This is a genomic window from Streptomyces sp. JNUCC 64 (assembly GCF_054484115.1).
In genome coordinates this window covers 4,813,507-4,839,311 of the sequence record NZ_CM137015.1, presented here as the reverse complement: position 1 = coordinate 4,839,311, position 25,805 = coordinate 4,813,507, and the positions used below count along the sequence as shown (strand labels likewise).

The window sequence follows — 25,805 nt, the reverse complement described above, 5'->3', positions numbered from 1 at the left end:
GGGGAACGGCGCGAGCACCCACAGCGCACCCGCACAGGACAGCGCACCCCGGCCGGGACGCGCCGATAGGGGCGCGGGGAACTGCGCGAGCGGCCACGGACGACCCGCGCGGAACCGGCGACCGGAGGACCCGACAACCGGAGGGCCCGGCGGGCGCCCCGAAGGCGGCGGTGGAGCCGTCGGGCGGGCGGGCCGTCAGTGGTGGACGGCGACGGGCGTCGTCAGGAGCACTCGGGACGGATGAAGCCGTCGCTGCCGGTCTGGACGTAGGCGTCCGAGACGTAGCGTCCGCTGCCGACCTTGTTCCAGACGTTGGTGGTGCCCAGCGGACCGGTGATGGTGGTGCCGCGCTTCTGGCAGCTGATGGCGACCCGGGTGCCGCCCGGGATCTGGACGACCACCGGGTACGAGAGGCCGGGGCCGCTGCGCGCGTTGACGGTGGCGACGACCAGATAGGTGGTGGCCCGCGCGGACTGCGTGGTGGCCTCGGTACCCGACTGATCGGGACCCGCGGCGATTGTCGTGATCTTTTCGCTCATGTGTTCCTCCCCCGAGGAGCGTGGATGGGCGGTTTCCGGACACGGGTGATGCCCCGTGGGTACCGGTGTCCCTCCCCCTGCGTCGTCCCATCCCTGTGGGACACAAGGGAAGACGCCCCTCACGGGTGCGCAGTTGCACCGTGAGGGGCGTAGGTGGGGCCCGTTTTTCGGGGGATTCCCGGAACGGCGACGGACGCAGACGCGCGCCCGCCGGACGCCCCGGGACCAGCGGCGACCGCTAACCCAGCTTGTTCACGTCACGCACCGCGCCCTTGTCGGCGCTGGTGGCCATGGCCGCGTAGGCACGCAGCGCGGCCGAGACCTTGCGCTCGCGCTGCTTCGGCTCGTACACACCACCGAGCGCTTCGCGCCGCGCGGCGAGGGTGTCCTCGTCCACCAGCAGTTCGATGGAGCGGTTCGGGATGTCGATCCGGATGCGGTCGCCGTTCTCGACCAGGGCGATCGTGCCGCCGGAGGCCGCCTCGGGCGAGGCGTGGCCGATGGAGAGCCCGGAGGTGCCGCCGGAGAAGCGGCCGTCGGTGACCAACGCGCAGACCTTGCCGAGGCCCCGGCCCTTGAGGAACGAGGTCGGGTAGAGCATCTCCTGCATGCCCGGGCCGCCCTTGGGGCCCTCGTAGCGGATGACGACCACGTCTCCGGGGGTGATCTCCTTGCGGAGGATCTTGTCGACGGCCTCGTCCTGGGACTCGCAGACCACGGCCGGGCCCTCGAACGTCCAGATGGACTCGTCCACGCCCGCGGTCTTCACGACGCAGCCGTCGACGGCGAGGTTGCCCTTCAGCACGGCGAGGCCGCCGTCCTGGGAGTAGGCGTGCTCGACGTCGCGGATGCAGCCGAGGGCGGCGTCGGTGTCGAGGGTGTCCCACCGCTCGGACTGGGAGAACGCCTCGGCGGAGCGGCGGCAGCCGGGGGCGGCGTGCCACAGTTCGAGGGCCTCGTCGGTGGCGCTGCCGCCACGGATGTCCCAGGCGTCCAGCCACTCCTTGACGGAGCGGGAGTGGACGGTGTGGACGTCCTCGTTGAGGAGTCCGCCCCGGTACAGCTCGCCGAGGATCGCGGGGATGCCTCCGGCGCGGTGCACGTCCTCCATGTAGTACGTGGTGGTGGGCGCGGCGTTCGGGGCGACCTTGGCCAGGCAGGGGACCCGGCGGGAGACCGCGTCCATGTCGGCGAGGCCGTAGTCCAGCTCGGCCTCCTGGGCGGCGGCCAGCAGGTGCAGGATCGTGTTGGTGGAGCCGCCCATGGCGATGTCGAGGGCCACGGCGTTCTCGAACGCGGCACGGGTGGCGATGTTGCGCGGCAGGACGGACGCGTCGTCGTCCTCGTAGTACCGGCGGGCCAGCTCCACGACGGTGGCACCGGCCCGCTCGTAGAGGGCGCGCCGGGCGGTGTGGGTGGCGAGGACGGAGCCGTTGCCGGGCAGCGACAGGCCGATCGCCTCGGTGAGGCAGTTCATCGAGTTGGCGGTGAACATGCCGGAACACGAGCCGCAGGTGGGGCAGGCGTTCTCCTCGATGCGGAGGATGTCCTCGTCGGAGACGTTCTCGTCGACGGCGTCGGCGATGGCGTTGACCAGGTCGAGCTTGCGGACGGTGCCGTCGACCAGGGTGGCCTGTCCGGCCTCCATCGGACCGCCGGAGACGAAGATCGTGGGGATGTTGAGGCGCAGCGCGGCCATCAGCATCCCGGGGGTGATCTTGTCGCAGTTGGAGATGCAGATCAGGGCGTCGGCGCAGTGGGCCTCGACCATGTACTCGACGCTGTCCGCGATCAGGTCGCGGGAGGGCAGCGAGTAGAGCATGCCGCCGTGGCCCATGGCGATGCCGTCGTCCACGGCGATGGTGTTGAACTCGCGCGGGACGGCTCCGGCGGCCTTGATCGCCTCGCTGACGATCCGGCCCACGGGCTGGAGGTGGGTGTGGCCGGGGACGAACTCGGTGAACGAGTTGGCGACCGCGATGATCGGCTTGCCGATGTCCTCGCTGGCTACCCCGGAGGCCCGCATCAGGGCGCGGGCGCCCGCCATGTTGCGGCCGTGGGTGACAGTGCGGGACCTCAGCTCGGGCATCGTCGCTCGCTCCTTCGGGTGCCCCGCGCGCGGCTGCGCGGGACCGGTTTCAAGGCAGGTTTGGCGGTGCCGAGCCTACGCCTCGCCTCCAAGATCCGGACAGAATGTTCCGGTATGTGAGACGGGCATCTCGGCGGACGGTCGGCCGCCCGGAGTGCGCCGGGGGCTCGGACAGCGGCGGGCGCGCGGGTGGGCGCCCGGGCCGGACGGGGTGGTCCGGTACGGGAAGTGTGTCATGGGCCGGGGGACGGACGGGGGGCTTCGCGTCCGGGCACTGAGCCCGGCCCCGGCCGTACGTCGGGGGCGCCGGGTGCGGACGGGCCCGGGGCTCTCGGGTCCCGGCCGGGCCGGAGATCGGGGGGCCGGGCCGAGGAGGCGGTGACCCGGGGCGGCGGAGGAGGCCGTCAGGTCGGCAGTGCCGGGCCCGGGGCGGTCAGATAGCGCTGGAGGGTGGGGGCGACCATGGCGACGATCTCCTCCGGGTCGGCGCTGGCCAGCGGCTCCACCCGGATCACGTACCGCAGGATCGCGATCCCGATCATGTGGGAGGCGGCCAGTTCGGCGCGGAACCGGGGGTCGGGCACGTCCAGCTCGCGGGCGACCCGCTCCAGCAGCTGCCGCAGGACGATGCCGCGCAGCACGGTCGCGGCGGCCTCGTGGGTGAGGGCGGAGCGGACCACGGCGAGCAGCGGGGCGCGGGTCACCGGGTTCTCCCAGACCCCGAGGAAGTGCCGGGCGAGGCGTTCGCCGATGCCGTCGGCGCCGGAGCCGATGACCGAGGCGACGGTGAGCGCCGGTTCCAGGGAGACCTCGATGGCGGCGGCGAAGACCTCGTCCTTGGTGCCGAAGTAGTGGTGCACCAGGGCCGGGTCCACCCCGGCGGCCTTGGCGATCCCCCGGACGGAGGTCTTGTCGTAGCCGCGCGCCGAGAACTCCTCGCGGGCGGCGCCCAGGATGCGCTCGCGGGTGTCCGGACCGCCGGTGGCGGCGGACCGGGCGGGGCGGCCCCGGCGGCGGGGGGCGGCGGGCTCGGTCACGGGCGCGGCGCTCCCCGTCCCCGGGACGGGTCCGGATCGTCGGCGGCCCGGGTCCCCGGGGCAACGGGGCCCGCCGGAACGGACGGGACGGACGGGACCGCGGAGGCGGCCGGGCGGGGGCCGAGGTGGCGCCGGGCGAAGGCCAGGGTCTCCGCGAGGTCGGCCTCGCGTTCGGCGTTGGACATCGCCCGCCGGGTGTTGACCTCGGCGACCACATGGCCGTCGAAGCCGCTGGCCACCAGGTGCTCCAGGAACGCGGCGCAGGGCTGGTCGCCCCGGCCGGGCACCAGGTGCTCGTCCTTGGCGGAGCCCAGGCTGTCGGCGAAGTGGACGTGGGCCAGCCGTCCGCCCATCCGGTCGGCCATCGCCAGCGGGTCGGAGCGGGAGGTCGCCGCGTGGCTGAGGTCGAGCGTGAAGTGCCGGTAGTCCTCACGGGTGACGTCCCAGTCGGGCGCGTAGGCGAGCACCTCGCGGTCGCGGTAGCGCCAGGGGTACATGTTCTCGACCGCGAACCGGACGTCCGTCTCGTCGGCCATGCGGTCCACGCCCCGGACGAAGTCCCGGGCGTACTGGCGCTGCCAGCGGAAGGGCGGGTGCACCACGACGGTGGAGGCGCCGAGCCGCTCGGCGGCCTCGCGGGCGCGCCGGAGCCTGGTCCAGGGGTCGGGGGACCACACCCGCTGGGTGATCAGCAGACAGGGGGCGTGCACGGCGAGGACGGGCACCCCGTGGTGGTCCGACAGGGCGCGCAGGGCCTGGACGTCCTGGCTGACGGGGTCGTTCCAGACCATGACCTCGACGCCGTCGTAGCCGAGGCGCGCGGCGACCTCGAAGGCCGTCGCCGTCGACTCCGGGTAGACCGAGGCCGTCGACAGGGCGACCTTCGCGTCCGGAACTCGCGCCCGCTGTTCTGCCACGAGCACAGGGTACGGGGTCGGGGGCGGGCGTCCGGGCCGGTCCGGGACCGCCCCGAGCGGGTTCCGGACGGACGGCCGGCAGACGGGCGGCGGGCGGACGGATGGCAGACGGCCAGCCGGCGGGCGGACGGCAGACGGCCGACCGGTGGACAGCCGGACGGACAGCCGGACGGTCGGTGGACAGCCGGACGGTCGCGGACGGGTTCCGTCGGGCTGGCTCGTGTCAGCCCGCGCGGGTCCGGGGCGGCGCCGGGCCCGCGCGGGAGGGTGCGGGCCCGTCGGCGGCGTCAGGGCAGCTCGGTGGTGGGGTGGCTGGGCGGCTGGGAGCTGGGGAGGTGGTCGAGGTGGCGCAGGATGACGCCCTCGCGCAGCGCCCAGGGGCAGATCTCGACCGTCTCCAGTCCGAGCAGGTCCAGCGCCGCCTCGGCGACCAGCGCGCCGGCCAGCAGCTGTCCGGCCCGGTTCTCGGAGACCCCGGGCAGCCCGGCCCGCTCGGCGGAGGTCATCGCGGCCAGCTTCGGCACCCACGCCTCCAGGGCGGAGCGCCGCAGCTCCCGCTGCACGTACTCGCCGTCGGCGGCGCGCGCGGCGCCCGCGATCCGGGCGAGCTGCTTGAACGTCTTCGAGGTGGCGACCGCGTGGTCGGCGCCCCCGAAGCGGGTGAACTCGCTCACCGTCCGGGCGATGCTCGCCCGCACGTGCCGTCGCAGGGCCCGGACGTCCGCCGGGTCGACGGGGTCGCCGGGCAGCCAGCCCGCGGTGAGGCGTCCGGCGCCCAGCGGCAGCGACACGGCCGCGTCGGGTTCCTCGTCTATGCCGTACCCGATCTCCAGGGAGCCGCCGCCGATGTCGAGCACCAGCAGCTTCCCGGCGGACCAGCCGAACCAGCGGCGGGCGGCCAGGAACGTCAGCCGGGCCTCCTCCTCGCCGCTGAGGACCTTCAGCTCGACGCCGGTCTCCTCGCGGACCCGGCGCAGCACCTCGTCGGCGTTGCTCGCCTCGCGCACGGCGGAGGTCGCGAACGGCAGCAGCTCCTCGACGCCCTTGTCCTCGGCCGCCTGGATCGCCTCGTGGACCGTGGAGACCAGCCGTCCGACGCCGTCGGGGCCGATCGCCCCCCGCTCGTCCAGCAACTGGGCGAGCCGCAGCTCCGCCTTGTGGGAGTGCGCGGGCAGCGGGCGCGCACCGGGGTGCGCGTCCATCACCAGCAGATGAACCGTATTCGAGCCCACATCCAGGACACCAAGTCTCATGAGCGCCAACGCTACTGCGCGCGGGGCCCGGGACCGGCCACACGGGGCGGCTCCGCCCGCATACCCTTGATGCGTGGCAAAGACGAAAAAGGCGAAGCGCGAGGAATCGACCGGTCCGTCCGCCCCGGACCGGACGACCGGTGGCGCGGGTGCCGACGGGCGGTCGGGCGGGTCCGGTGCGTCCGGTGCGTCCGGTGCCGCCGACGGGTCCGGTGGGCTCACCTGGCTCGGTGAGCCGGGCGGGCCGGAGCGGCGGACGAAGTCCGGCAAGGCGGGAAAGACCGGCAAGGCCGGGAAGGCGGAGAAGTCCGGCGGGACCGGGAAGCCGGGGAGGTCCGGGCAGGCAGCCGCCGCCACGGGCGGGGCCGGGCGGACGGGCGCCGGGGTCCCCGACGAGAAGGGCCTCGACTTCGCGCGGGCCTGGGTCGAGTTCCCCGATCCCGCCGACGACGAGCAGGTCTTCCGGTGCGATCTGACCTGGCTCACCTCCCGCTGGAACTGCGTCTTCGGCAGCGGCTGCCAGGGCATCGAGGCGGGCCGCGCGGACGACGGCTGCTGCACGCTCGGCGCCCACTTCTCGGACGAGGAGGACGAGGCCCGGGTCGCCGGGTACGTGGCGAGGCTCACGCCCGACATCTGGCAGTTCCACGACATCGGGACGCGTCCGGAGGCGGCGGGCGGCGGCTGGACCCAGGAGGCGGACGACGAGCCCGGCGGGGACCGTCAGACGCGCCGCTGGAAGGGGTCGTGCATCTTCCAGAACCGTCCCGGCTTCGCGGGCGGCGCGGGCTGCTCGCTGCACATCCTCGCGCTCCGGGAGGGCCGCGAGCCGCTGGAGACCAAGCCGGACGTCTGCTGGCAGCTGCCGGTCCGCCGGACGTACGAGTGGATCGACCGGCCGGACGACACCCGGGTCCTCCAGGTGTCGATCGGTGAGTACGACCGCCGGGGCTGGGGTCCGGGCGGCCACGACCTGCACTGGTGGTGCACCTCGGCGACCTCCGCGCACGGCGCGGGCGACCCGGTGTACGTCACGTACCGGCCGGAGCTGACGGAGCTGATGGGCAAGGAGGGGTACGACCGGCTGGCCGAGCTGTGCGAAGAGCGGCTCGCCTCGCGGCTCCCGCTGGTGGCTCCGCACCCCGCCGATCCGCCCCGGCCGCCCGCCGCGCCCCGGAACGCCACCGGCTGAGCCGCCCACCGCCCGCCGCCCGCCGCCCGCCGCCCGCCGCCCGCCGCCCGCCGCTGGAACGCCAGCCTGGCGGTCCGGTGGCGGTGTGCGGCCCGGCGTCCGGCCCGATGGCTCGGGCTCGGCGTTCCGGTGCTCGGCGGCTCGGCCCGGTGGCGCGAGCGCGGGCGTTTCCGGGCCTGGCGTTCCGGGGGCGGTGTCCGGCCCGGTGTTCCAGAGCCGGTTTTCCTGGCTCGGTGTTCCAGGGTCGGTGCCGGGCTCTGCGGATCTGGCCCCGCGATCCGGGGCGGTGGATCGGGGCCAGCGATCCCGTGTCCGGCCCCGGCGGCCCTGAGGCTGACCGTCTTGGGGCCGGGGGCCTTCACCGAGCCCGGCGGCGTCGTCCCGCGCGGTCCCGACCCGGACGGCCCGTCCCGACCCGGGCCGATCCCGTCTGACCGACCGGCCGGTCAGACGGATCGACCGATCGACCCGATCCGTCCGGACGGTCCGACCCGTCCGGGGTCCCTGACCTGCCCAGGTCCGTGCCCCATCCGGGGCCTGATCCGTCCAGGGCCGATCCGTGCGAGGCCCTGCTCTGCCCCGCCCAGGTCCGCGACCCGCCCGGCCCCTGATCCGCCCGGGGCCGATCAGACCAGGGCCCCGACCCACGCGAGGTCCTGACCCGCCCGGTCCGTGACGCGTCCGGGCCTGGCCGCCCGGGGTCCCGACCCGCCCGAGCCCTGACCGCGCGGCCCCTGATCCGTCCGGGGGGGGCCGACCCGTCCGGGGACCTGGTCCGTCGGGGCTCCGACCCGTGCCGGGCGCGGGCCGGGCCCGTTCGTCGGGGCTACGACCCCCCGGTGCCCTCCGTGCCGCCGGAGCCGCCCGTCCCGCCCGTGGCGTCGGACCCGCTGGTCCCGCCGGTCCCGGTGGTGCCGCCGGAGGCGTCCCCCTCGCCGGAGGCGCCGCCCGTGCCGCCGGGCTCTCCCGTCCCGCCCGCGCCACCGCCGTCGGAGCCGCCCGAGCCGCCGGACGCCGTCGCGTCCCCGGTGCCGCCGGAGGTCCCGCCGGACGTGCCGTCGGAGCCGCCGGACGCGGTGTCCCCGCCGCCCGTGCCGCCCGTCCCGTCGGTGCCTCCGGAGCCCCCGGTTCCGCCCGGGTCCCCCGTTCCGCCGCCGGAGCCGCCCGCCCCGGAGGAGCCCGGGTCCCCCGAGGAGCCCTGGGTGCCGGAGGAACCGGGGGCGGACGGTGCCGGGCCGCCGCCCGGGCCGGGAGTGCCGCCCGGGGCCGGGCGGGAGGGGGAGGGCGCGCCGGGCGGGCGGGTGCCGTCGGGGCGCTCCGGGGCGCCGGGCTCTGCCGGGCGGGACGCCGTTCCGCCGTGGCCCCGGACGATCACCACCGCGCCCTTCGAGACGGCCCCGGCGGGCCCCACGGCGATCCGCGCGGTCCAGGGGCCGTCGGGTTCGGCGTCCCGGTCGACGCGGACCTTGAGGGTGACCGTCGCGCCCGGGGCGAGGGTCCCGGAGGCGCGGGACGGCCGCAGCCAGTCGGCGGACGTGACGACGGCCCAGCGCACCGGGCCGTCCCCGGTGGCGGTGAGCGTGACCAGGGTGGTGTCCCCGTCGGGGCGGGCGGTGACGCGGAGCCCGGCCGCCGCGCCGGTGCCGCTCCCGCCGCCGGACCGCACGACCTCGACGGACACTCCCTCCGAGGCGCCGGAGGGACCGGCGAAGGCCCCCGGCGCCTCCCCGCCCCGGACGGTGGCGCCCGGGACGCGCACCCCGGCGACCCCGGCCGCTCCGCTCCCGCCCGGGCCGGAGTGAGTGCCGTCCGGACCGCCCTGGTCCTCCGCGTAGGAGGCCCAGAGGGCGAGGACGGGGGCGGCGACGACCGTCGCGACGACGGTGGTGGTGACGGCCCGGGCGCGCAGCCGGTGCCGTCGGGCGCTGTGGTCCTTGGGGTCCAGGGGGAACCCCCGGCGGTCGAAGCGCGGAGTGGCGCTCCGGGCGCGGGGGGCGTGCGCCATGGCGGCGCGGACGGCGGCGCGGGGCGCGGTCAGCACGGGGAGGGCGGCGGGGGTGACGGTGGTCCCCGGCCAGGCGTCGGATCCGGCGCGGGCGGCGGTGGCACGGCACTGCGGGCAGTCGTCCACGTGCCGGACGAGCGCGCCGCGCAGGGCGGTGCCGAGCGGGACCTGGCCGCCGTCGGCGATCCGGGCGGCGCCGGGGCAGGAGCCGGTGCGGACGACGGTGAGCGCGGCCCGGGTGCGTTCCACCTCGCAGGCCGCCGCCGCCAGCAGTTCCCGGGCGGTGGCGGGGGCGAGGCCGAGGACGGCGGCGACCTCCACGTCGGTGAGCCGGTGCCGGACGGCGAGTTCCAGCGCCTCGCGCTGTTCGGGGGTGGTCCCGGCGGCCTCGGGCCAGGCCAGGAGGGCGAGTTCGCGGTGCCGGTCGCGGGCCTCGTCGTCAAGGGCCTCGCGGGCCTCCTGGTCAGGCGCGGTCGTCGCGCCGGGGGTGGCCGTCGCGGGCGGGGCGCCGCCTTCGGGACCGGGGCGGACGGCAGCGGAGTGGACGGCACCGGGTCCGTCCGGGCCGGGCCGGTCGGGGTGGGGGGCGCCGTCCGGGTGGGCGGTGCCTTGACGTTTCTGCTGGGCCGCCGGGCGGTCACCGGTCACGGTCCCGGCGGCCCGGTCGGCCCCGGTGGAGCCCTCGGCGCCGGACTCCCACGGCAGGGCCTCGCGGCCGGTCCCCTTCCCGGTACCGGTCCCGATGCCGGTGCCGGTCCCGGTGCCGTTCCCCTTCGCCTTCCCGTTCCCCTTGGCCCTGGGCTTCTCCTTCGTCCCGGCCTTCTCCTTCTCCGCGCGGCGCCGCAGACACGTCCAGCGGGCGAGGGCGTACAGCCAGGCCCGGTGTTCGGCCTCGGCGGCGGGGCTCCGGGCGCCGCGCCGTTCGGCCAGCGCGAGGACGGCGCCGACGGCGTCCGTCGCGGCGTCGTGGTCGCACAGGACCGACAGGCAGTAGGTGAACAGCCCGTCGAGGTGCGGCTCGTGGCGCGCGGGTGGGCGGGCGGCCGTCTGGTGGGCGGTCCGTCGGTGCCCGGCCCTCGGTGCCCGGTGTGCTCCGGTGGTGCGGGCGGGATGGCCCGTCCTGCTGCTCGTCACCCGTGCGACCGTAGGCGGCTGTCCAGGGACCTTCCGGCGCGTTGGGGACTTTTCACCCTTACGGGTGAGAAGACTGCGCGGAGGGAGACGGCGGGCGGGGACGGAAGGAGCCACGGACGGGGCGCGCGGGGGCTCGGAGGACGGCGTGCGCGGGGTGGACGAGGGGGGTGCCCGACGGGGTGCCGGGCGCCGGGCGGCGACACCGGGGGCGCGGCACCCTGCCGGGGCGCGGCCCGGCAGGGTGCCCACCGGGACGCGGCCCGACGGCGGGCGGGAGTGCGGCCCGGCCACCGCCCGGGTCGGGCGGTGGCACGGCCCGGGGACGCCCAGCCCATCCGGAGGTGCGGCCCGGCTGACGCCCGGGGAGGCCGGGGCGTCTGGGGGCCCGGGGCCAGGGGCCCAGCCAGAGGTGCGGCCCGGCTGGCGCTCAGAGGTCGGGCGGCACCGCCCGGCCGCCGCCCAGCCCTCCCGGAGGTTCGACCTGGCTGACGCCCGGGGGCGATCTGGGGGTGCCCGAGGGTTCGACCGAGGGCACGGCCGGAGGTCGCCCGGAGGTCAGCCGGGACCCGGCCGGAGGTTCGGCCCGGGGGCGGGCGGCCGGAGGTACGGCTCGGCCGGGGGGCCGACGGCTGACGCCCAAGGTCCGGGCGGGGCACCAGCCGAACCCGGCCCGCCCGGGGACCCACCCGGGACCCTCCCGGGACCCACCCAAGGCCCCGCCCCAGGACCCACCCGGGCCGCGAGCCGGACCCCCGCCCGCCGGGAGCCGGACCCCGCCCGCCGGGACCCGGTGGGCCCGGCCGGGCCCACGCTGTCGGTGGGGGCGGTTACCGTTCACGCATGGCTGCCCGTACGAAGACCGCGAAGGACCGGCCGTCCTACCGCTGCACCGAGTGCGGCTGGCAGACGGCCAAATGGCTCGGCCGCTGCCCCGAGTGCCAGGCGTGGGGAACGGTGGAGGAGTACGGCGCGCCCGCCGTCCGCACCACGGCGCCGGGCCGGGTCACCACCTCCGCCGTGCCGATCGGCGAGGTCGACGGACGTCAGGCCACCGCGCGCACCACCGGCGTCCCCGAGCTGGACCGGGTGCTGGGCGGCGGGCTGGTGCCGGGGGCCGTGGTCCTGCTGGCGGGGGAACCGGGCGTCGGCAAGTCCACGCTGCTGCTGGACGTGGCGGCGAAGTCGGCGAGCGAGGCGCACCGCACCCTGTACGTGACGGGTGAGGAGTCCGCGAGCCAGGTGCGGCTGCGGGCGGACCGCATCGGGGCGATCGACGACCACCTCTACCTCGCGGCGGAGACGGACCTGTCCGCCGTCCTCGGCCACCTCGACGCGGTGAAGCCGTCCCTGCTGATCATGGACTCGGTGCAGACGGTGGCGTCGCCGGAGATCGACGGCGCCCCGGGCGGCGTGGCCCAGGTCCGGGAGGTGGCGGGCGCCCTGATCCGGGCCTCCAAGGAGCGCGGGATGTCCACCCTGCTGGTGGGGCACGTCACCAAGGACGGCACCATCGCGGGCCCCCGGCTGCTGGAGCACCTGGTCGACGTGGTGCTGCACTTCGAGGGCGACCGGCACGCCCGGCTGCGGCTGGTGCGCGGGGTGAAGAACCGGTACGGGACGACCGACGAGGTCGGCTGCTTCGAGCTGCACGACGAGGGCATCACGGGCCTGGCCGACCCTTCGGGCCTCTTCCTGACCCGGCGGGACGAGCCGGTGCCGGGCACCTGTCTGACCGTCACCCTGGAGGGCCGCCGTCCGCTGGTCGCGGAGGTGCAGGCGCTCACGGTCGACTCGCAGATCCCCTCCCCCCGGCGCACCACCTCGGGTCTGGAGACCTCGCGGGTGTCCATGATGCTGGCGGTGCTGGAGCAGCGCGGCCGGATCAGCGCGCTGGGCAAACGGGACATCTACTCGGCGACGGTCGGCGGGGTGCGGCTGTCGGAGCCCGCCGCGGACCTCGCGGTGGCGCTGGCGCTGGCTAGCGCGGCCAGTGACACCCCGCTGCCGAAGAACCTGGTGGCGATCGGGGAGGTGGGGCTGGCCGGTGAGGTCCGCCGGGTGACGGGGGTGCAGCGACGGCTCTCGGAGGCCCACCGGCTGGGCTTCACCCACGCCCTGGTCCCGACCGATCCGGGGAGGGTCCCGTCGGGCATGCGGGTCATCGAGGTCTCGGACATCGGCGACGCGTTGCGTGTACTGCCGCGCGGCCGTCGTGGAGAGGCCCCACGGGAGGCGGAGGACCGCCGGTAGACTTTGCCCCGGTCTCGCCCGTCCGTACGAACACCGGGCACCCCCAGACCCGTGACCGGAGGAGAGCAGTGGCAGCCAACGACCGGGCAGCGGCTCCCGGAAAGTCCGGCGGGAGTTCCGGTGCCGACGGCCTGATGCGCGCCGCGCTGAGCGCGGTGGCGCCGGGCACGGCCCTGCGCGACGGCCTGGAGCGCATCCTCCGGGGCAACACCGGCGGGCTGATCGTCCTCGGTTCGGACAAGACCGTCGAGGTGATGTGCTCGGGCGGTTTCGTGCTGGACGTCGAGTTCACGGCGACCCGGCTGCGGGAGCTGTGCAAGCTCGACGGCGGCATCGTCATCGACAAGGACATCACCAAGATCCTGCGGGCGGGCGTGCAGCTCGTCCCGGACCCGACGATCCCCACCGAGGAGACCGGCACCCGGCACCGCACCGCGGACCGGGTCAGCAAGCAGGTCGGCTTCCCCGTGGTGTCGGTCTCCCAGTCGATGCGGCTGATCGCGCTGTACGTGGACGGTCAGCGCCGGACGCTGGAGGACTCGGCGGCGATCCTGTCCCGGGCCAACCAGGCGCTGGCCACGCTGGAGCGCTACAAGCTGCGGCTGGACGAGGTCGCGGGCACGCTGTCGGCGCTGGAGATCGAGGACCTGGTGACGGTCCGCGACGTGAGCGCGGTCGCGCAGCGGCTGGAGATGGTGCGCCGGATCGCGACCGAGATCGCGGAGTACGTGGTGGAGCTGGGCACCGACGGCCGGTTGCTGGCGCTCCAGTTGGACGAGCTGATCGCGGGCGTGGAGCCCGAACGGGAGCTGGTGGTGCGGGACTACGTGCCCGAGCCGACCGCGAAGCGGTCCCGCACGGTGGACGAGGCGCTCTCCGAACTGGACGCGCTGACCCACGCGGAGCTGCTGGAACTGTCCACGGTGGCCCGCGCGTTGGGGTACACCGGCTCCCCCGAGGCGCTGGACTCGGCGGTGTCGCCCCGGGGCTTCCGGCTGCTCGCGAAGGTGCCGAGGCTGCCGGGCGCGATCATCGAGCGGCTGGTGGAGCATTTCGGCGGACTCCAGAAGCTGCTGGCGGCGAGCGTGGACGACCTCCAGGCGGTGGACGGGGTCGGCGAGGCCCGCGCCCGCAGCGTCCGCGAGGGGCTCTCCCGGCTCGCGGAGTCGTCGATCCTGGAACGGTACGTCTGACCCGGACGGCACGGGGCCGGAACGGTACGCGGCCGGGACGGCCCGTCCGGTCCGGTCCGGCGCGCACGGTCCGGCACGGCACGGCACGTCCGGCTTCCGGGGGCGGTTCCAGGTGGCGACGGGCGGCGGCGGGTGGCCCCGGACGGCCTCCGGACGGCGCGTTGACGGTCCGTGGACGGCTACGGACCGCCCGCGAACCGCTCACGGAATGACCGTTAGACCCCTTTCGCCCCCTCGGTCGGGAGGGGGGACGCTGGCGGGATCCCGCCAGTTCGCCTGAGGTCCGGGGCGCTTCCCGGAACCCGTCCGGGCACCCGGTCCGCGCCCTCCCCGCCGCACCCGTGCCACCCCGCCGACCGACGGGTGACGGACGCGGGGCACGAGCCGGACGGACGCCCCCGCGCCCCGCTCCCAGTGGGCGCCGGAGGGGCGGAGGGAGCGACGGGACGGGACGGACGGGAACGGTGGCCGCTCAGTCGCGGCGCAGGACGAACGAGGTCGGCGCGACGGTGAAGCCCCGGGCCTCGGCCGCGACCAGATAGGTGTCCGGGGCGGCCTTCCCGCCGGACGGCGTCGCGCACTCGGGGGCGCTGCGCTCGCGGTCCCACTCCAGCGTCCGGGTGACCGACGACTTGGCGGGCACCTTCAGCAGCAGGCTGCCGGAGCCGTCCGGGCAGTGCGCGGAGGACCAGACGTCCTCGTCGTCATCGGCCTGAGTGATCGTCACCACGGCCTTGGCGGGCCCGAGATCGAGCTTGCAGGTGATGTCGGAGGTGTTCTCGGCGGTCAGCCGGAGCTCGGGGTCCTTCCCCGGACCGTAGGCGTTCTCGGCGCTGCCCAGCTTCAACCGGACGGAGGAGGAGGTGCAGTCGGGCAGGCTGGACCCGGCCGGGACGCGCTCGCCGGAGCCGGAGCCCGAGCCACCGGAACCGCCCGCCGCCGCGCCGCCACCGGACGCCGCGTCACCGTCCCCGTCGCCACCACCGGAGCCGGAGTCCGCGCCCGACGATCCGTCACCGTCGCCGCCGTCACCGCCGCCGGTCCCCCCGGAGCCGTCGCCGTCCCCGCCCGTGGTCCCGGAGCCGCCGCTGCCGCCGGACGCCGCGCCGCCGGAGCCCGCCTCGTCGCGCCCGCCGGGCTTCTCGCTGATCGCGGGGCCCGAGCCGGAGGGGCCGGGGGTGATGGACTCCACCGGGTTCTTGTCGCTGGAACCGCCCGCGGCGTCCCCGTCACCGCCCCCGCCGCGCGAACTGACCATCCAGACGACCAACAGCGTCAGCACGGCCGCCAGGCTCAGCAGAATGGCCCTCCGTCGCCAGTAGATGGTGGAGGGAAGCGGCCCGACCGGATTGCGCAGAGATCCCACGGCGGCAACTGTACGAGAGATCGGGGCCCCGTCTGGCCCCACCCGCCGCCCTCGGCCCAACTTTTCCGGATCATCATTCGAGCAGACGGACCGTCACCGTCCGGCCGAACCCCGCCCCGACCTCGTCCCGGCCCCGCCCTGACCCCGCCCTGACCCCAGTCTTTCGCCCGGGTACACGCCCGGGTACGCGCCCTGACGACCGCCGGACGGAACGGTCCGGGCCCGTCCCCGGCTCCAACTCCCCACCGGGACGGGCGCGGAGACGGACGTCCCGGTCCTCCCCGCCCGGTGCGCGGGAGCGCTGCGGCGACGCCCCGTCCGCTGTCAGAGCTGTCAGAGCTGTCAGAGGGGCGCCCTACGCTCGCCCCGATCACGTCGTCCGGCCGCCGACACGGCCACACCCTCCGGGAGCACGACCATGACACAGCCCGCTCACCCCGCCCCCGACGCCACCGGCGCCACGGATGCGCCCGGCACCCCCGACTGGGAGTCGTCCCTCGCCCAGGGGTACGGGGTCCTCCTGGGGCACCCGCTGACGGAGCACGACCCGGACGCGGAGTACGGGGCCTTCTACGGGGGCGACTGGCTGGACGAGACCGAGGTGGACCGGGACGCCTCCTGGCTGGCCCCCGCCGCGCTCGCCGGACGGGAGACGGTCAGCCACGACACGATCCTGCTGCTCGACGAGACCGGCTTCGACCCGCCGCGGTTCGACGCGAGCCGGTCGTTCTTCGAGGTCTTCCCGGACGAGGCGCCCGCCGTCCTCGCCGGGGACCTGGCCGCCGCCGGGGCCGCCGGGGCGGGCGCGGTCCGGGGCGACGAGCTGGCCCGGCTGCTGGACCGGCACGGCCTCGGCCCGGCGGAACTGCCCACGGCGGCGTGGCGGGTGCGGCAGGCCCGGATCGCCTCCGACGGCACCCTCCTCGGCGCGCTGAGGGCCGCGACGGGCGTCCCCGGCGGGCCGGACGGGCTCGTCCCCCATGTCGCGGGCCCGTGGCGGATGGAGTCGGCCCGCGAGGCGGACCGGACGGTGGCGGCCGTGGCCCACCCCGGGCTGCGGGCGCATCTGCGGACGTTCTGCGAACCCGGTTCGCACACCCTCGACCACCAGACGGAGCGGACGGGGGAACGCGACGGGAGCGGGCACCGGGCCGGGGAGTGGAACGGCGTGGGGACGCTGGTGACCCAGTGGCTGGGGGCCGTCGACCAGTACGAGATATCGGTGGTCCGGCTCACGGGCCCCACCGACGGCGACCGGGACGGCCGGGCGGGCTGAGCCCCGCGCACCCCGCGCACCCGGACGACCCGCGCCCGGGGCGTCCCGGTCCCGCCACTCTCTCCCCGGGATGTCACCGGCCCCGGCGCCCTTTCCCCAGGGCGTCGCAGGTCCCGTCACTCCCTCCCCGGGACGTCGCCAGTCCCGTCACCCTCCCCAGGACGTCGCCAGTCCCGTCCCCTCTCCCCAGGACGTCGCAGGTCCCGTCCCCTCTCCCCGGGACGTCGCAGGTCCCGTCACTCTTCCGGGGTGTCCCCGGCTCCGGGCGCACCCCTTCCGGGGGTGCGCCCGCTCCCCCGGGGCGCGGGCCGAGCGGGGGCGGGGAGCCCGTCCGCCCGACCGCCCCGGCGCCCCCGGGAACCGTGCGGCGGACCGGTCCCCGCACGGGTCGGGCGCCCCGGCGTCCGGTACGGGGCCCGGGGCCGACCCGCCCCCGCTCGGCGGCATATCCCCGATCGCCCCCGGGGGGCCGTGGCAGGATCGGCGGTGCCATGACTGTGCCGACGAAGCCCACGCCCCGTACCGCCCCCGACCCCCGTACCTCCCCGGAGGGCCCGCTCCACGCGCCCCCCGCCCTGCACGAACCGGTGATCGCGTGGTTCGAGGACCACGCCCGCGATCTGCCGTGGCGCCGCCCCGAGGCGGGTCCCTGGGGCGTGATGGTCAGCGAGTTCATGCTCCAGCAGACCCCGGTCACCCGGGTGCTGCCGGTGTACGAGCAGTGGCTCGCCCGCTGGCCGCGCCCCGCCGACCTCGCGAAGGAACCGTCCGGCGAGGCGGTACGCGCCTGGGGACGGCTCGGCTACCCCCGTCGCGCGCTGCGGCTGCACGGCGCGGCCGTCGCCATAGCGGAACGGCACGGCGGGGACGTGCCGACGGAGCACGCCCAGTTGCTGGCGCTGCCCGGGATCGGCGAGTACACGGCCGCCGCGGTGGCGTCGTTCGCCTACGGGCAGCGGCACGCCGTGCTGGACACCAATGTGCGCCGGGTGCTGGCCCGGACGGTGAGCGGCACCCAGTACCCGCCGAACGCCACGACCGCCGCCGAACGCCGTCTCGCCCGCGCCCTGCTGCCGGAGGACGAGGCCACCGCCGCCCGGTGGGCCGCCGCCTCGATGGAGCTGGGCGCGCTGGTGTGCACGGCCCGCAACGAACGCTGCGAGCGGTGCCCGGTGGCGGCGCTGTGCGCGTGGCGGCTGGCGGGCAAGCCGGAGCACGAGGGCCCGCCCCGGCGCGGCCAGACCTACGCGGGCACGGACCGCCAGGTGCGGGGCAAGCTGCTGGCGGTGCTGCGGGAGGCGACGGTGCCGGTGCCGCAGTCGGTGCTGAACCGGGTGTGGGACGAGCCGGTGCAACGGGCCCGGGCGCTGGACGGACTCGTCGCGGACGGACTGGTGGAGCCGCTGCCGGGCGGACTGTACCGACTGCCCCACGTCTGACGCCCCCGCGCCACCCGCGCCCCGCGCCCCTCACCCGGTCCCGCACCGGACCGGTCCGCGCGGACCGGCGGTACCGCCACCGGAATGTCACGGCGGTACCGCCGAGGGGCTCCACGTCCGCCACATACGTCCCGGACAAATCACCACGAAAACCAGTTAACGAGTGCCTCCCTTACAACCTGCCTACATCTGTTACACAACTGAGGGGCAGCCGTGCGTCCCCCGCGCGCTGGCCCGCACAGTGCCGTGACAACTCCTCCGTAACTTCGGTGTCGTGCCGCTGAGGCACACCTGGGGAGACAGCGGCCGGTGGCCGGATCGGAGGCGACGGGGACATGGCGCACGGCGAGGTGCTCGAATTCGAGGAGTACGTCCGCACGCGACAGGACGCCCTGCTGCGCAGTGCCCGCCGCCTGGTGCCCGACCCGGTGGAAGCGCAGGACCTGCTCCAGACCGCCCTGGTCCGCACCTACGGCCGCTGGGACGGCATCGCGGACAAGCGGCTGGCCGACGCGTACCTCCGGCGCGTCATGATCAACACCCGCACCGAGTGGTGGCGCGCCCGCCGTCTGGAAGAGGTGCCCACCGAGCAGCTCCCGGAGCGCAGCATCGAGGACGGCACCGAACAGCACGCCGACCGCGCGCTGTTGATGGACATCATGAAGGTTCTGGCACCCAAGCAGCGCAGCGTCGTCGTGCTGCGACACTGGGAGCAGATGTCCACGGAGGAGACGGCCGCCGCCCTCGGCATGTCGGCCGGAACGGTCAAGAGCACGCTGCACCGCGCCCTCGCGCGGCTCCGCCAGGAGCTGGAGGCCCGGGATCTCGACGCACGCGCGCTCGAACGTGAGGAGCGGGAGCGTTGCGCGGCCTAGCGAAACGGTTCGGGGTGGGGCGCGGCAGCGCCGCCCCGGACACCGCGGGGCGCCCGGCGCCGGGGGACGACGTCCCCCGGCCACGGTGGCGGCCCGGGTGGCCGGACACCCCGGACACCACCGTCCACCCGGACGATCCGGCCGGCTCCGCCGCGCCAGACGCCATGTCCGACGCCATGTCCGACGCCGCGCCCTCCGCCGCACAGGCGGGGCGCGGCGCCGTCGTGCGCGCGCTGCGGACCGGGGGCAGGATCGCGGCCGGGCTCGCCGCCCTGGGTGTGGTCGGCGGGCTCGGGGCGCTCGCCGTGTCCTGGTCCACCGGCGGCACCGGCACCCGCGACGAGGGCCCCGTCCACGAGGAGGTCACCGAGAAGCGGGTGGTCCTCCCCTCGGCCTCGCCCAGCCCGGCCCGGACGCGGGTGAACGCCGTGCGGCTGCTGATGGACGATCCGCGGGTGAGCCGGGAACTGAAGGAGGACCTGCGGCCCTGCACCGGGGGCGCCGACAGCTACCCGCTCGACGTCATCTACGGCGACCTCACCGACAGCCCCCGCGACGACGTCGTCATCAACGTCCTGACCTGCGGGGACAGCGTCGGCATCGCCACCTACGTGTACCGTCCCGACGGGGAGGGGTACGCGAACGTCCACCGGTCCGAGGACTCCCCGGTCTACGCCGAGATCGACCGGGGCGACCTGGTCGTCACCCGGCAGGTCTACCACGACCGGGACCCGGTCGCGGTGCCCTCCGGCGAGGACGTGGTCACCTACCGCTGGAAGGCCGACTCCTTCGAGGAGCGGGCCCGCACCTACAACGACTACAGCGGAACGACGGGCAGCGCGTCCCCCGTTCCCCCCGGCAACTGAGAGCGACGGATACGGATCACGGATGGCAGAGCAGACCCACGTCCTCTTCGTCGAGGACGACGACGTCATCCGCGAGGCCACCCAGCTCGCGCTGGAGCGGGACGGCTTCGCGGTCACCGCCATGCCCGACGGGCTGTCCGGCCTCGACGCGTTCCGGGCCCGCCGTCCCGACATCGCCCTGCTCGACGTGATGGTGCCCGGGCTGGACGGGGTGAGCCTGTGCCGCCGCATCCGGGACGAGTCCACCGTGCCGGTGATCATGCTCTCGGCGCGGGCCGACTCCATCGACGTGGTCCTGGGCCTGGAGGCGGGCGCCGACGACTACGTCACCAAGCCCTTCGACGGCGCGGTCCTGGTCGCCCGCATCCGGGCGGTGCTGCGCCGCTTCGGCCACGCCAGCGGGGTCGGGGGCGCGGCTCCCGGCGAGAGCGGGCCGTCCACCGTCGGCGGGGTGCTGACCTTCGGCGACCTGGAGATCGACACGGTCGGCATGGAGGTGCTGCGGCGGGGCGAGCCGGTCGCGCTGACCCCGACCGAGATGCGGCTGCTGCTGGAGTTCTCGGCGGCGCCGGGCACCGTGCTCTCCCGTGACAAGTTGCTGGAACGGGTCTGGGACTACGGCTGGGGCGGCGACACCCGGGTGGTGGACGTCCATGTCCAGCGGCTGCGCGCCAAGATCGGCCAGGACCGCATCGAGACCGTGCGCGGCTTCGGTTACAAGCTGAGGGCCTGACCGACATGCGGGGCAAGTTGCGCGGACTGAACCTGAGGACGGGTCTGCGCTGGAAGCTGAGCGCGGCGATCACCCTCGTCGGCGCCTTCGTGGCGCTCGCGCTGAGCCTCGTCGTCCACAACGCCGCCCGGGTGTCCATGCTGGACAACGCGCGTGACCTCCAGGACGAGCGGGCCCAGTTCGCGCTGCGCAGCTACGAGGCGTCCAAGCGGCTCCAGTTCGGGGCCCGGGTGGACGATCCGGACATCCCCGAGGAGCTGCGGGCGATGGCCGCCGAGGGGCGCCGCGCCACCTACGTCTCCTCGGACCACTCCGACGGCAACCCGGACATCTGGGCGGCGGTCCCGCTGGCGGACGGCCGGGTGCTCTCGCTGCGCAGCCCCTTCCAGGACCGCAGCGCGACGATCATGCGGGACCTGGACCGGGCGCTGATCATCGGTTCCATCGCGGTGGTGCTCGGCGGCTGCGCGCTCGGGGTGCTCGTCGGCGGACAGCTCTCCCGCCGGCTGCGCAAGGCCGCGGCGGCGGCCGGGCAGGTCGCCCAGGGCAACACCGAGGTGCGGGTCGTCGAGGCGATCGGCGGCGTGGTCCGGGACGAGACGGACTACCTGGCGCGGTCGGTGGACGCGATGGCGGACGCGCTGCGCCAGCGGCTGGAGGCCGAGCGCCGGGTCACCGCCGACATCGCGCACGAGTTGCGCACCCCCGTGACCGGGCTGCTGACGGCGGCCGAGCTGCTGCCCCCGGGGCGCCCCAGCGAACTGGTCCGGGACCGGGCGCAGGCCATGCGGACCCTGGTGGAGGACGTGCTGGAGGTGGCGCGGCTGGACAGCGCCACCGAGCGCGCCGAGCTGCACGACATCCGGCTCGGGGAGTTCGTGGCCCGCCGGGTCGCGGTCCGGGACAGCGAGGTGCGGGTCCGGGTCCTCCACGACTCGGACGTGACCACCGACCCGCGACGGCTGGAGCGGATACTCGGCAACTTGCTCGCCAATGCCGCCAAGCACGGGCGGACGCCCGTCGAGGTCACCGTGGAGGGGCGGGTGCTGAGGGTGCGCGACCACGGGCCGGGCTTCCCCGAGGAGCTGCTGGCCGAGGGGCCCAGCCGGTTCCGCACCGGCAGCAGTGACCGTGCCGGGCACGGGCACGGGCTGGGGCTGACGATCGCGGCGGGGCAGGCGCGGGTGCTGGGGGCGCGGCTGTCGTTCCGCAACGTCCGCGCGCCGGGTTCGCCCGAGGGTTCGCCCGCCGAGGGGGCGGTGGCGGTGCTGTGGCTGCCCGAGCACGCGCCCACCAGTACGGGGAGCTTTCCCATGCTTCCGCCGCGCGACGGCTGACCCCGCGACGGCTGGCCCCGCGCCGGGCGGGTCCGGCGCGGTGCGGTGCCCGGGGCCTCCCGGGGGTTCGTCGTCGGCCTCCGGTCGTGACCGGTTGCTCGCGCAGTTCCCCGCGCCCCTGACGGGGCCGTTCCGGCGGGCGCGTTCTCCTGTGCGGGCGCGGCCGGGGCCTCCCGGGGGTTCGTCGTCGGCCTCCGGTCGTGACCGGTTGCTCGCGCAGTTCCCCGCGCCCCTGACGGGGCCGTTCCGGCGGGCGCGTTCTCCTGTGCGGGCACGGCCGGGGCCTCCCGGGGGTTCGTCGTCGGCCTCCGGCGGTGGTGGGTCGCTCGCGCAGTTCCCCGCGCCCCTTCGGTGCGCTCCGGTGCGGGTGCGCTCGGGCGGGTGCGCTCGGGCGGCGGAGAGCCCCGGCCGGTCTCCGCCGAAGCCCACATCCGCTGGACCTTCATCACCCTCATGACCCGCCGCCTGGCCAAGACAGACCAGCAACAGCCCACCCGCAAACGGTCAACCAGGGGAATCAGGCAGACCCGGGTTCTCTCGCAGCCACCGGCGCACTTCCTCCGCCTCGGACCAACGCCCGCGTTCGACGAGCAACTGAACCTGCAGTTCCAGCACGCCACGGAGTGGCGGAAACAACGTGGGCATCGCGGAAATATGGGCAGCGTACAGTCGCACAGCCTCCCCTGAAGCATGCAGTGCCGCAGAGGAAGCACCAATCTTCGTTAGCACGAAGGCCAGGAGCGACAGCGAGGTGGCGAGGTCGGGTTCGTGGGCGGCGGGGCTGTCCGCCGCCAGCCGACGCCGGATCTCCACCGCCTCCTCGGTGACCGCCAGGGCCTCCGCCCAACTCCCCACCTCCGACAGGTACGTGCCGAGGTTGGACAGCGAGGTGGCGAGGCCGGGTTCGTGAGCGGCGGGACTGTCCGCCGCCAGCCGACGCCGGATCTTCACCGCCTCCTGCTCCGCGGTCAGGGCCTCCGCCCGGCTCCCCACCTCCGACAGGTACGTGCCGAGGTTGGACAGCGAGACGGCGAGGCCGGGTTCGTGGGCGGCGGGGCTGTCCGCCACCAGCCGACGCCGGATCTCCACCGCCTCCTCAGTGACCGCCAGGGCCTCCGCCCAACTCCCCACCTCCGACAGGTACGTGCCGAGGTTGGACAGCGAGACGGCGAGGCCGGGTTCGTGAGCGGCGGGACTGTCCGCCACCAGCCGACGCCGGATCTCCACCGCCTCCTGCTCCGCGGTCAGGGCCTCCACCCAACTCCCCACCCCCGACAGCCGAATGCCGAGGTTGGACAGCGAGGCGGCGAGGTCGGGTTCGTGAGCGGCGGGACTGTCCGCCACCAGCCGACGCCGGATCTCCACCGCCTCCTCAGCGACCGCCAGGGCCTCCGCCCGACGCCCCACCTCCGACAGCAGAACGCCGAGGTTGGACAGCGAGGCGGCGAGGTCGGGTTCGTGAGCGGCGGGACTGCCCACCGCCAGCCGACGCCGGATCTCCACCGCCTCCTCAGCGACCGCCAGGGCCTCCACCCAACGCCCCACCTCCGACAGCCGAATGCCGAGATTGGACAGCGAGACGGCGAAGTCGGGTTCGTGAGCGGCGGGACTGCCCACCGCCAGCCGACGCCAGATCTCCACCGCCTCCTCAGCGACCGCCAGGGCCTCCACCCAACGCCCCACCTCCGACAGCAGAACGCCGAGGTTGGACAGCGAGGCGGCGAGGTCGGGTTCGTGAGCGGCGGGACTGTCCGCCGCCAGCCGACGCCGGATCTTCACCGCCTCCTGCTCCGCGGTCAGGGCCTCCGCCCGGCTCCCCACCTCCGACAGGTACGTGCCGAGGTTGGACAGCGAGACGGCGAGGCCGGGTTCGTGAGCGGCGGGACTGCCCACCGCCAGCCGACGCCGGATCTCCACCGCCTCCTCAGCGACCGCCAGGGCCTCCACCCGGCTCCCCACCCCCGACAGGTACGTGCCGAGGTTGGACAGCGAGACGGCGAGGCCGGGTTCGTGAGCGGCGGGACTGCCCACCGCCAGCCGACGCCGGATCTCCACCGCCTCCTCAGCGACCGCCAGGGCCTCCACCCAACGCCCCACCTCCGACAGCCGAATGCCGAGATTGGACAGCGAGGCGGCGAGGCCGGGTTCGTAGGCGGCGGGGCTGTCCGCCGCGAGTTGCCGGCTGGTGTGGGTGAGGTCGGTGGTGAGGCGGAGGGCGAGCGCGGCGGTGATGTGTGAGGGGCGCGGAAGAGCGGTGGTGGCGGTCTGGAGGGCTTGGTGGGTGAGGGGCGTGTTGTCGAGGGCGGTGTTGAGGTGGTGGAGGACGTGGTCACTGTCGGTGGCGCGGCCGGTGTTGTAGTGGGCGATGGCGGCGCGGGCGAGGACGGTGACGAGTTGTGCCTGCTGGCCCGGGCCGGCGGTGGCGAGGAGTGGGGCCAGGGGCAGGTTGTCCTTGATCAGGGTTCGGGAGGCGTGGTATTCGGCGATGCGGTCGGGCTGGAGGGAGCCCCAATAGTGGTCGCCGTCGGCTGGGTACAGGGTGCGCAGCCAGGCCGCGGTGCTGTCGGCCTTGTCGGGGGGCAGGCCGGGTGTCTGCCGGGCGGCTCGTTCGGCTTCGGCGTGGTCGGCTGCTCCGCACAGGGCGGCGATGGCGACGGCGCGGCTCAGAACACGTGTCGGTAGATCGAGTTCGAAGGCGGGGGTGTCGGCGCTGTCCTTCCAGAAGCGGGCTTCGTGGCCGAGGAGGGTTTGTTCGAGGTCTGTGCCGGAGGGTGCGTCGACGGGGTCGGGTCCGTGCTGGAGCAGGCCGACCAGGGCAGCCAGGTGGAGGGTGAGGACGTTGTCGTAGCGGGGATGGTCGAGGTCGTCGGCCGGGTGAAGCAGGGCGGCGACGGCGGGCCAGTCGTGTGCGGGCAGGTTGGGGAGATGGGCCAGCCGTCGGGCCAGGTCGTGGGCTGCGTGGGTGAAGGCGGTGCGGCGTTCCTGGACGGGCCGGCTGGTGGGGATGAGTGGGTCGAGTGGGGTGATCGGGGCGGCTTCGAGGAGTTCGCGCACGGTGGGGGTGGCGTTGAAGGCGTCGGTGCGCCATTCGCCGTCGGAGCGGGCGATCAGCAGTAGCCGGACGCGGTGGCGGGAGCGGTGTATGTGGGTGATGAGGCTGCGCAGGAGGCGGGGGCGGGTTTCGGCGTAGTCGACGACGAGGAGCAGGGGGAGGGAGGTTGTCAGGGTGGTGAGGTCTGGGGGGTGGGTGCCGGGGGTGGGGGTGTCGCTGAGGTCGGAGTGGAGGTGTCCGGTGGCCCAGCCTTGGTGGCTGAGGAGGTCGGCCAGGCGGCGGGCCAGGCGGGTCTTGCCCTGTCCGCCAGGACCGGTGATGACCCTCAGTGCGACGGTGTTGGGTCCGGTGGTGCACCAGGTGATCAGGTCGGCGAGTTCGCTCGTGCGGCCGTGGAAGGTGACGGTCTCGGCGTCGGCACGCAGCAGGGCGGCCGGGGTGCGGTGGTTGCGTTCGGCGGCGGCGGGCTTGAGAAGGGTGGCGGGTTCGACCGGTTCGAGTGCCGGTTCCCAGCCGGTGTGCCGGCCGACCAGTTCGCGGAAGTCCTCATCGGCGAGGAGGGCCGCGGCGGGAGTGGCGGTCAGGCGGGTGCCGCCGGTGGCTTGTCGGTCCTTCCGGACCACCCCGCACAGCAGGTCCTGTCCCTGGCCGTCGTCGGCCAGGACTGCGGCACCGGAGACACCCGACCAGATGGTCCCCGACCTGACCGGGTTGGCGGAGCTGGGCAGGGGGGTGGTGCTGGTGATCTCATAGCGGGAGGCCAGGCTCCCCGTGCCAGGTGCGATATGCCCGGTGAGCTGCTCATCCAGCCGCTGCCCGGCATCGTCCTTCTGCAGCCGGGGGAAACCGGTGAGAGCGACCGGTTGAGGGCGGGTGCCGATGAACAGACCGTAGCGCTGCGGCGGGCGCGTGAGTACGTCGGTGAGGGACTCCGGTACCGGCCAGTCGCCCGTGTCGTCGGTGACCTCGATCAGTGCCGCGTCCACCGCGGCGTCCTGGCGCTGCCAGCGCACCTTCGCCTCGAAGTGCTGCTCGACGCCGGTGTCGGGCCGGCAGATCGTCACCGCACCGGGAGCGGCGGCATCCCGGCCGTCCACGACATGGGCTGCGGTCAGCACCAGCCGCGGGGCAACCAGATATCCCGACCCGAACCCCTTCGTGTCCTTCCCCGCCTTGCGCACGCGAATCTGCACCCTGCGGTCGAACTCCACCCGCCCCCCCCTCAGAACGCGCCGGGTCTCCTGCGGTGTCC

17 protein-coding genes are annotated in these 25,805 nt (G+C 75.2%); 9 read left to right on the top strand and 8 right to left on the bottom strand.

The features are described 5' to 3' along the window. Positions 1-221: 221 nt before the first annotated feature. The 5 genes from ACVWNX_RS20105 to ACVWNX_RS20085 all read right to left on the bottom strand — a co-directional run bounded on the left by ACVWNX_RS20105 (position 222) and on the right by ACVWNX_RS20085 (position 5,835). Positions 222-539 (bottom strand): SH3 domain-containing protein, encoded by a 318-nt coding sequence (locus ACVWNX_RS20105; protein ID WP_454408780.1) that lies wholly within the window; start codon positions 537-539, stop codon positions 222-224. A 238-nt stretch (positions 540-777) separates the two neighbouring features. Next, positions 778-2,628 (bottom strand): dihydroxy-acid dehydratase, encoded by a 1,851-nt coding sequence (gene ilvD, locus ACVWNX_RS20100; RefSeq protein ID WP_454408779.1) that lies wholly within the window; start codon positions 2,626-2,628, stop codon positions 778-780. A gap of 404 nt (positions 2,629-3,032) precedes the next feature. Next, positions 3,033-3,665: a TetR/AcrR family transcriptional regulator gene (locus tag ACVWNX_RS20095; RefSeq protein ID WP_454408777.1), complete on the bottom strand. Its 633-nt coding sequence runs from the start codon at positions 3,663-3,665 to the stop codon at positions 3,033-3,035. Further along, positions 3,662-4,582 carry a sugar phosphate isomerase/epimerase family protein gene (locus ACVWNX_RS20090; protein ID WP_454408776.1) on the bottom strand — a complete coding sequence of 307 codons (921 nt, stop codon included), beginning with the start codon at positions 4,580-4,582 and terminating at the stop codon, positions 3,662-3,664. The genes ACVWNX_RS20095 and ACVWNX_RS20090 overlap by 4 nt, the downstream gene beginning before the upstream one ends. 287 nt (positions 4,583-4,869) lie before the next feature. Then, complete coding sequence (locus tag ACVWNX_RS20085) at positions 4,870-5,835, bottom strand: Ppx/GppA family phosphatase (protein WP_454408774.1); 966 nt, start codon at positions 5,833-5,835, stop codon at positions 4,870-4,872. 73 nt (positions 5,836-5,908) lie between these two features. On the opposite strand from ACVWNX_RS20085, the gene ACVWNX_RS20080 reads away from it, so the two are divergent. Next, the gene (locus ACVWNX_RS20080; protein WP_454408772.1) at positions 5,909-7,027 is read left to right on the top strand and encodes a hypothetical protein; all 1,119 of its coding nucleotides are present in this window, start codon (positions 5,909-5,911) and stop codon (positions 7,025-7,027) included. Between the two features lie 826 nt (positions 7,028-7,853). On the opposite strand, the gene ACVWNX_RS20075 is transcribed toward ACVWNX_RS20080, so the two are convergent. Beyond that, positions 7,854-10,166, bottom strand: a complete 2,313-nt coding sequence (locus ACVWNX_RS20075; protein WP_454408770.1) for a BACON domain-containing protein — start codon at positions 10,164-10,166, stop codon at positions 7,854-7,856. 840 nt (positions 10,167-11,006) lie between these two features. Between ACVWNX_RS20075 and radA the strand changes: the two genes are divergently transcribed. Both radA and disA read left to right on the top strand, forming a co-directional pair. After that, positions 11,007-12,416: a DNA repair protein RadA gene (gene radA / locus ACVWNX_RS20070; RefSeq protein ID WP_454408768.1), complete on the top strand. Its 1,410-nt coding sequence runs from the start codon at positions 11,007-11,009 to the stop codon at positions 12,414-12,416. 68 nt (positions 12,417-12,484) lie between these two features. Continuing rightward, positions 12,485-13,609: a DNA integrity scanning diadenylate cyclase DisA gene (gene disA, locus ACVWNX_RS20065; protein WP_454408766.1), complete on the top strand. Its 1,125-nt coding sequence runs from the start codon at positions 12,485-12,487 to the stop codon at positions 13,607-13,609. Between the two features lie 472 nt (positions 13,610-14,081). On the opposite strand, the gene ACVWNX_RS20060 is transcribed toward disA, so the two are convergent. Continuing rightward, positions 14,082-14,975, bottom strand: coding sequence for a hypothetical protein (locus ACVWNX_RS20060; protein ID WP_454408765.1), 894 nt, complete (start codon positions 14,973-14,975; stop codon positions 14,082-14,084). Positions 14,976-15,393: 418 nt separating this feature from the next. Here ACVWNX_RS20060 and ACVWNX_RS20055 point away from each other — a divergent pair, with 418 nt between their 5' ends. The 6 genes from ACVWNX_RS20055 to cseC all read left to right on the top strand — a co-directional run bounded on the left by ACVWNX_RS20055 (position 15,394) and on the right by cseC (position 21,501). Continuing rightward, positions 15,394-16,251 (top strand): hypothetical protein, encoded by an 858-nt coding sequence (locus tag ACVWNX_RS20055; RefSeq protein WP_454408764.1) that lies wholly within the window; start codon positions 15,394-15,396, stop codon positions 16,249-16,251. Positions 16,252-16,742: 491 nt separating this feature from the next. Continuing rightward, positions 16,743-17,690, top strand: a complete 948-nt coding sequence (locus ACVWNX_RS20050; RefSeq protein ID WP_454408763.1) for an HhH-GPD family protein — start codon at positions 16,743-16,745, stop codon at positions 17,688-17,690. 335 nt (positions 17,691-18,025) lie between these two features. Further along, positions 18,026-18,565, top strand: coding sequence for a SigE family RNA polymerase sigma factor (locus tag ACVWNX_RS20045; protein ID WP_454408761.1), 540 nt, complete (start codon positions 18,026-18,028; stop codon positions 18,563-18,565). Between the two features lie 164 nt (positions 18,566-18,729). Then, positions 18,730-19,431, top strand: coding sequence for a hypothetical protein (locus ACVWNX_RS20040; protein ID WP_454408759.1), 702 nt, complete (start codon positions 18,730-18,732; stop codon positions 19,429-19,431). A gap of 22 nt (positions 19,432-19,453) precedes the next feature. Next, a complete protein-coding gene (gene cseB / locus ACVWNX_RS20035) occupies positions 19,454-20,164 on the top strand; it encodes a two-component system response regulator CseB (protein WP_454408758.1) in 711 nt (236 codons plus the stop codon). A gap of 5 nt (positions 20,165-20,169) precedes the next feature. After that, on the top strand, positions 20,170-21,501 hold the full coding sequence (cseC, locus tag ACVWNX_RS20030) for a two-component system sensor histidine kinase CseC (protein WP_454408756.1): 1,332 nt from the start codon (positions 20,170-20,172) through the stop codon (positions 21,499-21,501). Positions 21,502-22,005: 504 nt separating this feature from the next. Here cseC and ACVWNX_RS20025 read toward each other — a convergent pair. After that, positions 22,006-25,746 carry a tetratricopeptide repeat protein gene (locus tag ACVWNX_RS20025; protein ID WP_454408754.1) on the bottom strand — a complete coding sequence of 1,247 codons (3,741 nt, stop codon included), beginning with the start codon at positions 25,744-25,746 and terminating at the stop codon, positions 22,006-22,008. Between the last annotated feature and the right edge of the window lie 59 nt (positions 25,747-25,805).

What these genes read in the sequence shown, in the direction of transcription:
- ACVWNX_RS20105 (WP_454408780.1), bottom strand. Translation starts at nt 539, where the DNA reads ATGAGCGAAAAGATCACGACAATCGCCGCGGGTCCCGATCAGTCGGGT.
- ilvD (WP_454408779.1), bottom strand. Translation starts at nt 2,628, where the DNA reads ATGCCCGAGCTGAGGTCCCGCACTGTCACCCACGGCCGCAACATGGCG.
- ACVWNX_RS20085 (WP_454408774.1), bottom strand. Translation starts at nt 5,835, where the DNA reads ATGAGACTTGGTGTCCTGGATGTGGGCTCGAATACGGTTCATCTGCTG.
- radA (WP_454408768.1), top strand. Translation starts at nt 11,007, where the DNA reads ATGGCTGCCCGTACGAAGACCGCGAAGGACCGGCCGTCCTACCGCTGC.
- ACVWNX_RS20055 (WP_454408764.1), top strand. Translation starts at nt 15,394, where the DNA reads ATGACACAGCCCGCTCACCCCGCCCCCGACGCCACCGGCGCCACGGAT.
- ACVWNX_RS20050 (WP_454408763.1), top strand. Translation starts at nt 16,743, where the DNA reads ATGACTGTGCCGACGAAGCCCACGCCCCGTACCGCCCCCGACCCCCGT.
- ACVWNX_RS20045 (WP_454408761.1), top strand. Translation starts at nt 18,026, where the DNA reads ATGGCGCACGGCGAGGTGCTCGAATTCGAGGAGTACGTCCGCACGCGA.
- ACVWNX_RS20040 (WP_454408759.1), top strand. Translation starts at nt 18,730, where the DNA reads ATGTCCGACGCCATGTCCGACGCCGCGCCCTCCGCCGCACAGGCGGGG.
- cseB (WP_454408758.1), top strand. Translation starts at nt 19,454, where the DNA reads ATGGCAGAGCAGACCCACGTCCTCTTCGTCGAGGACGACGACGTCATC.
- cseC (WP_454408756.1), top strand. Translation starts at nt 20,170, where the DNA reads ATGCGGGGCAAGTTGCGCGGACTGAACCTGAGGACGGGTCTGCGCTGG.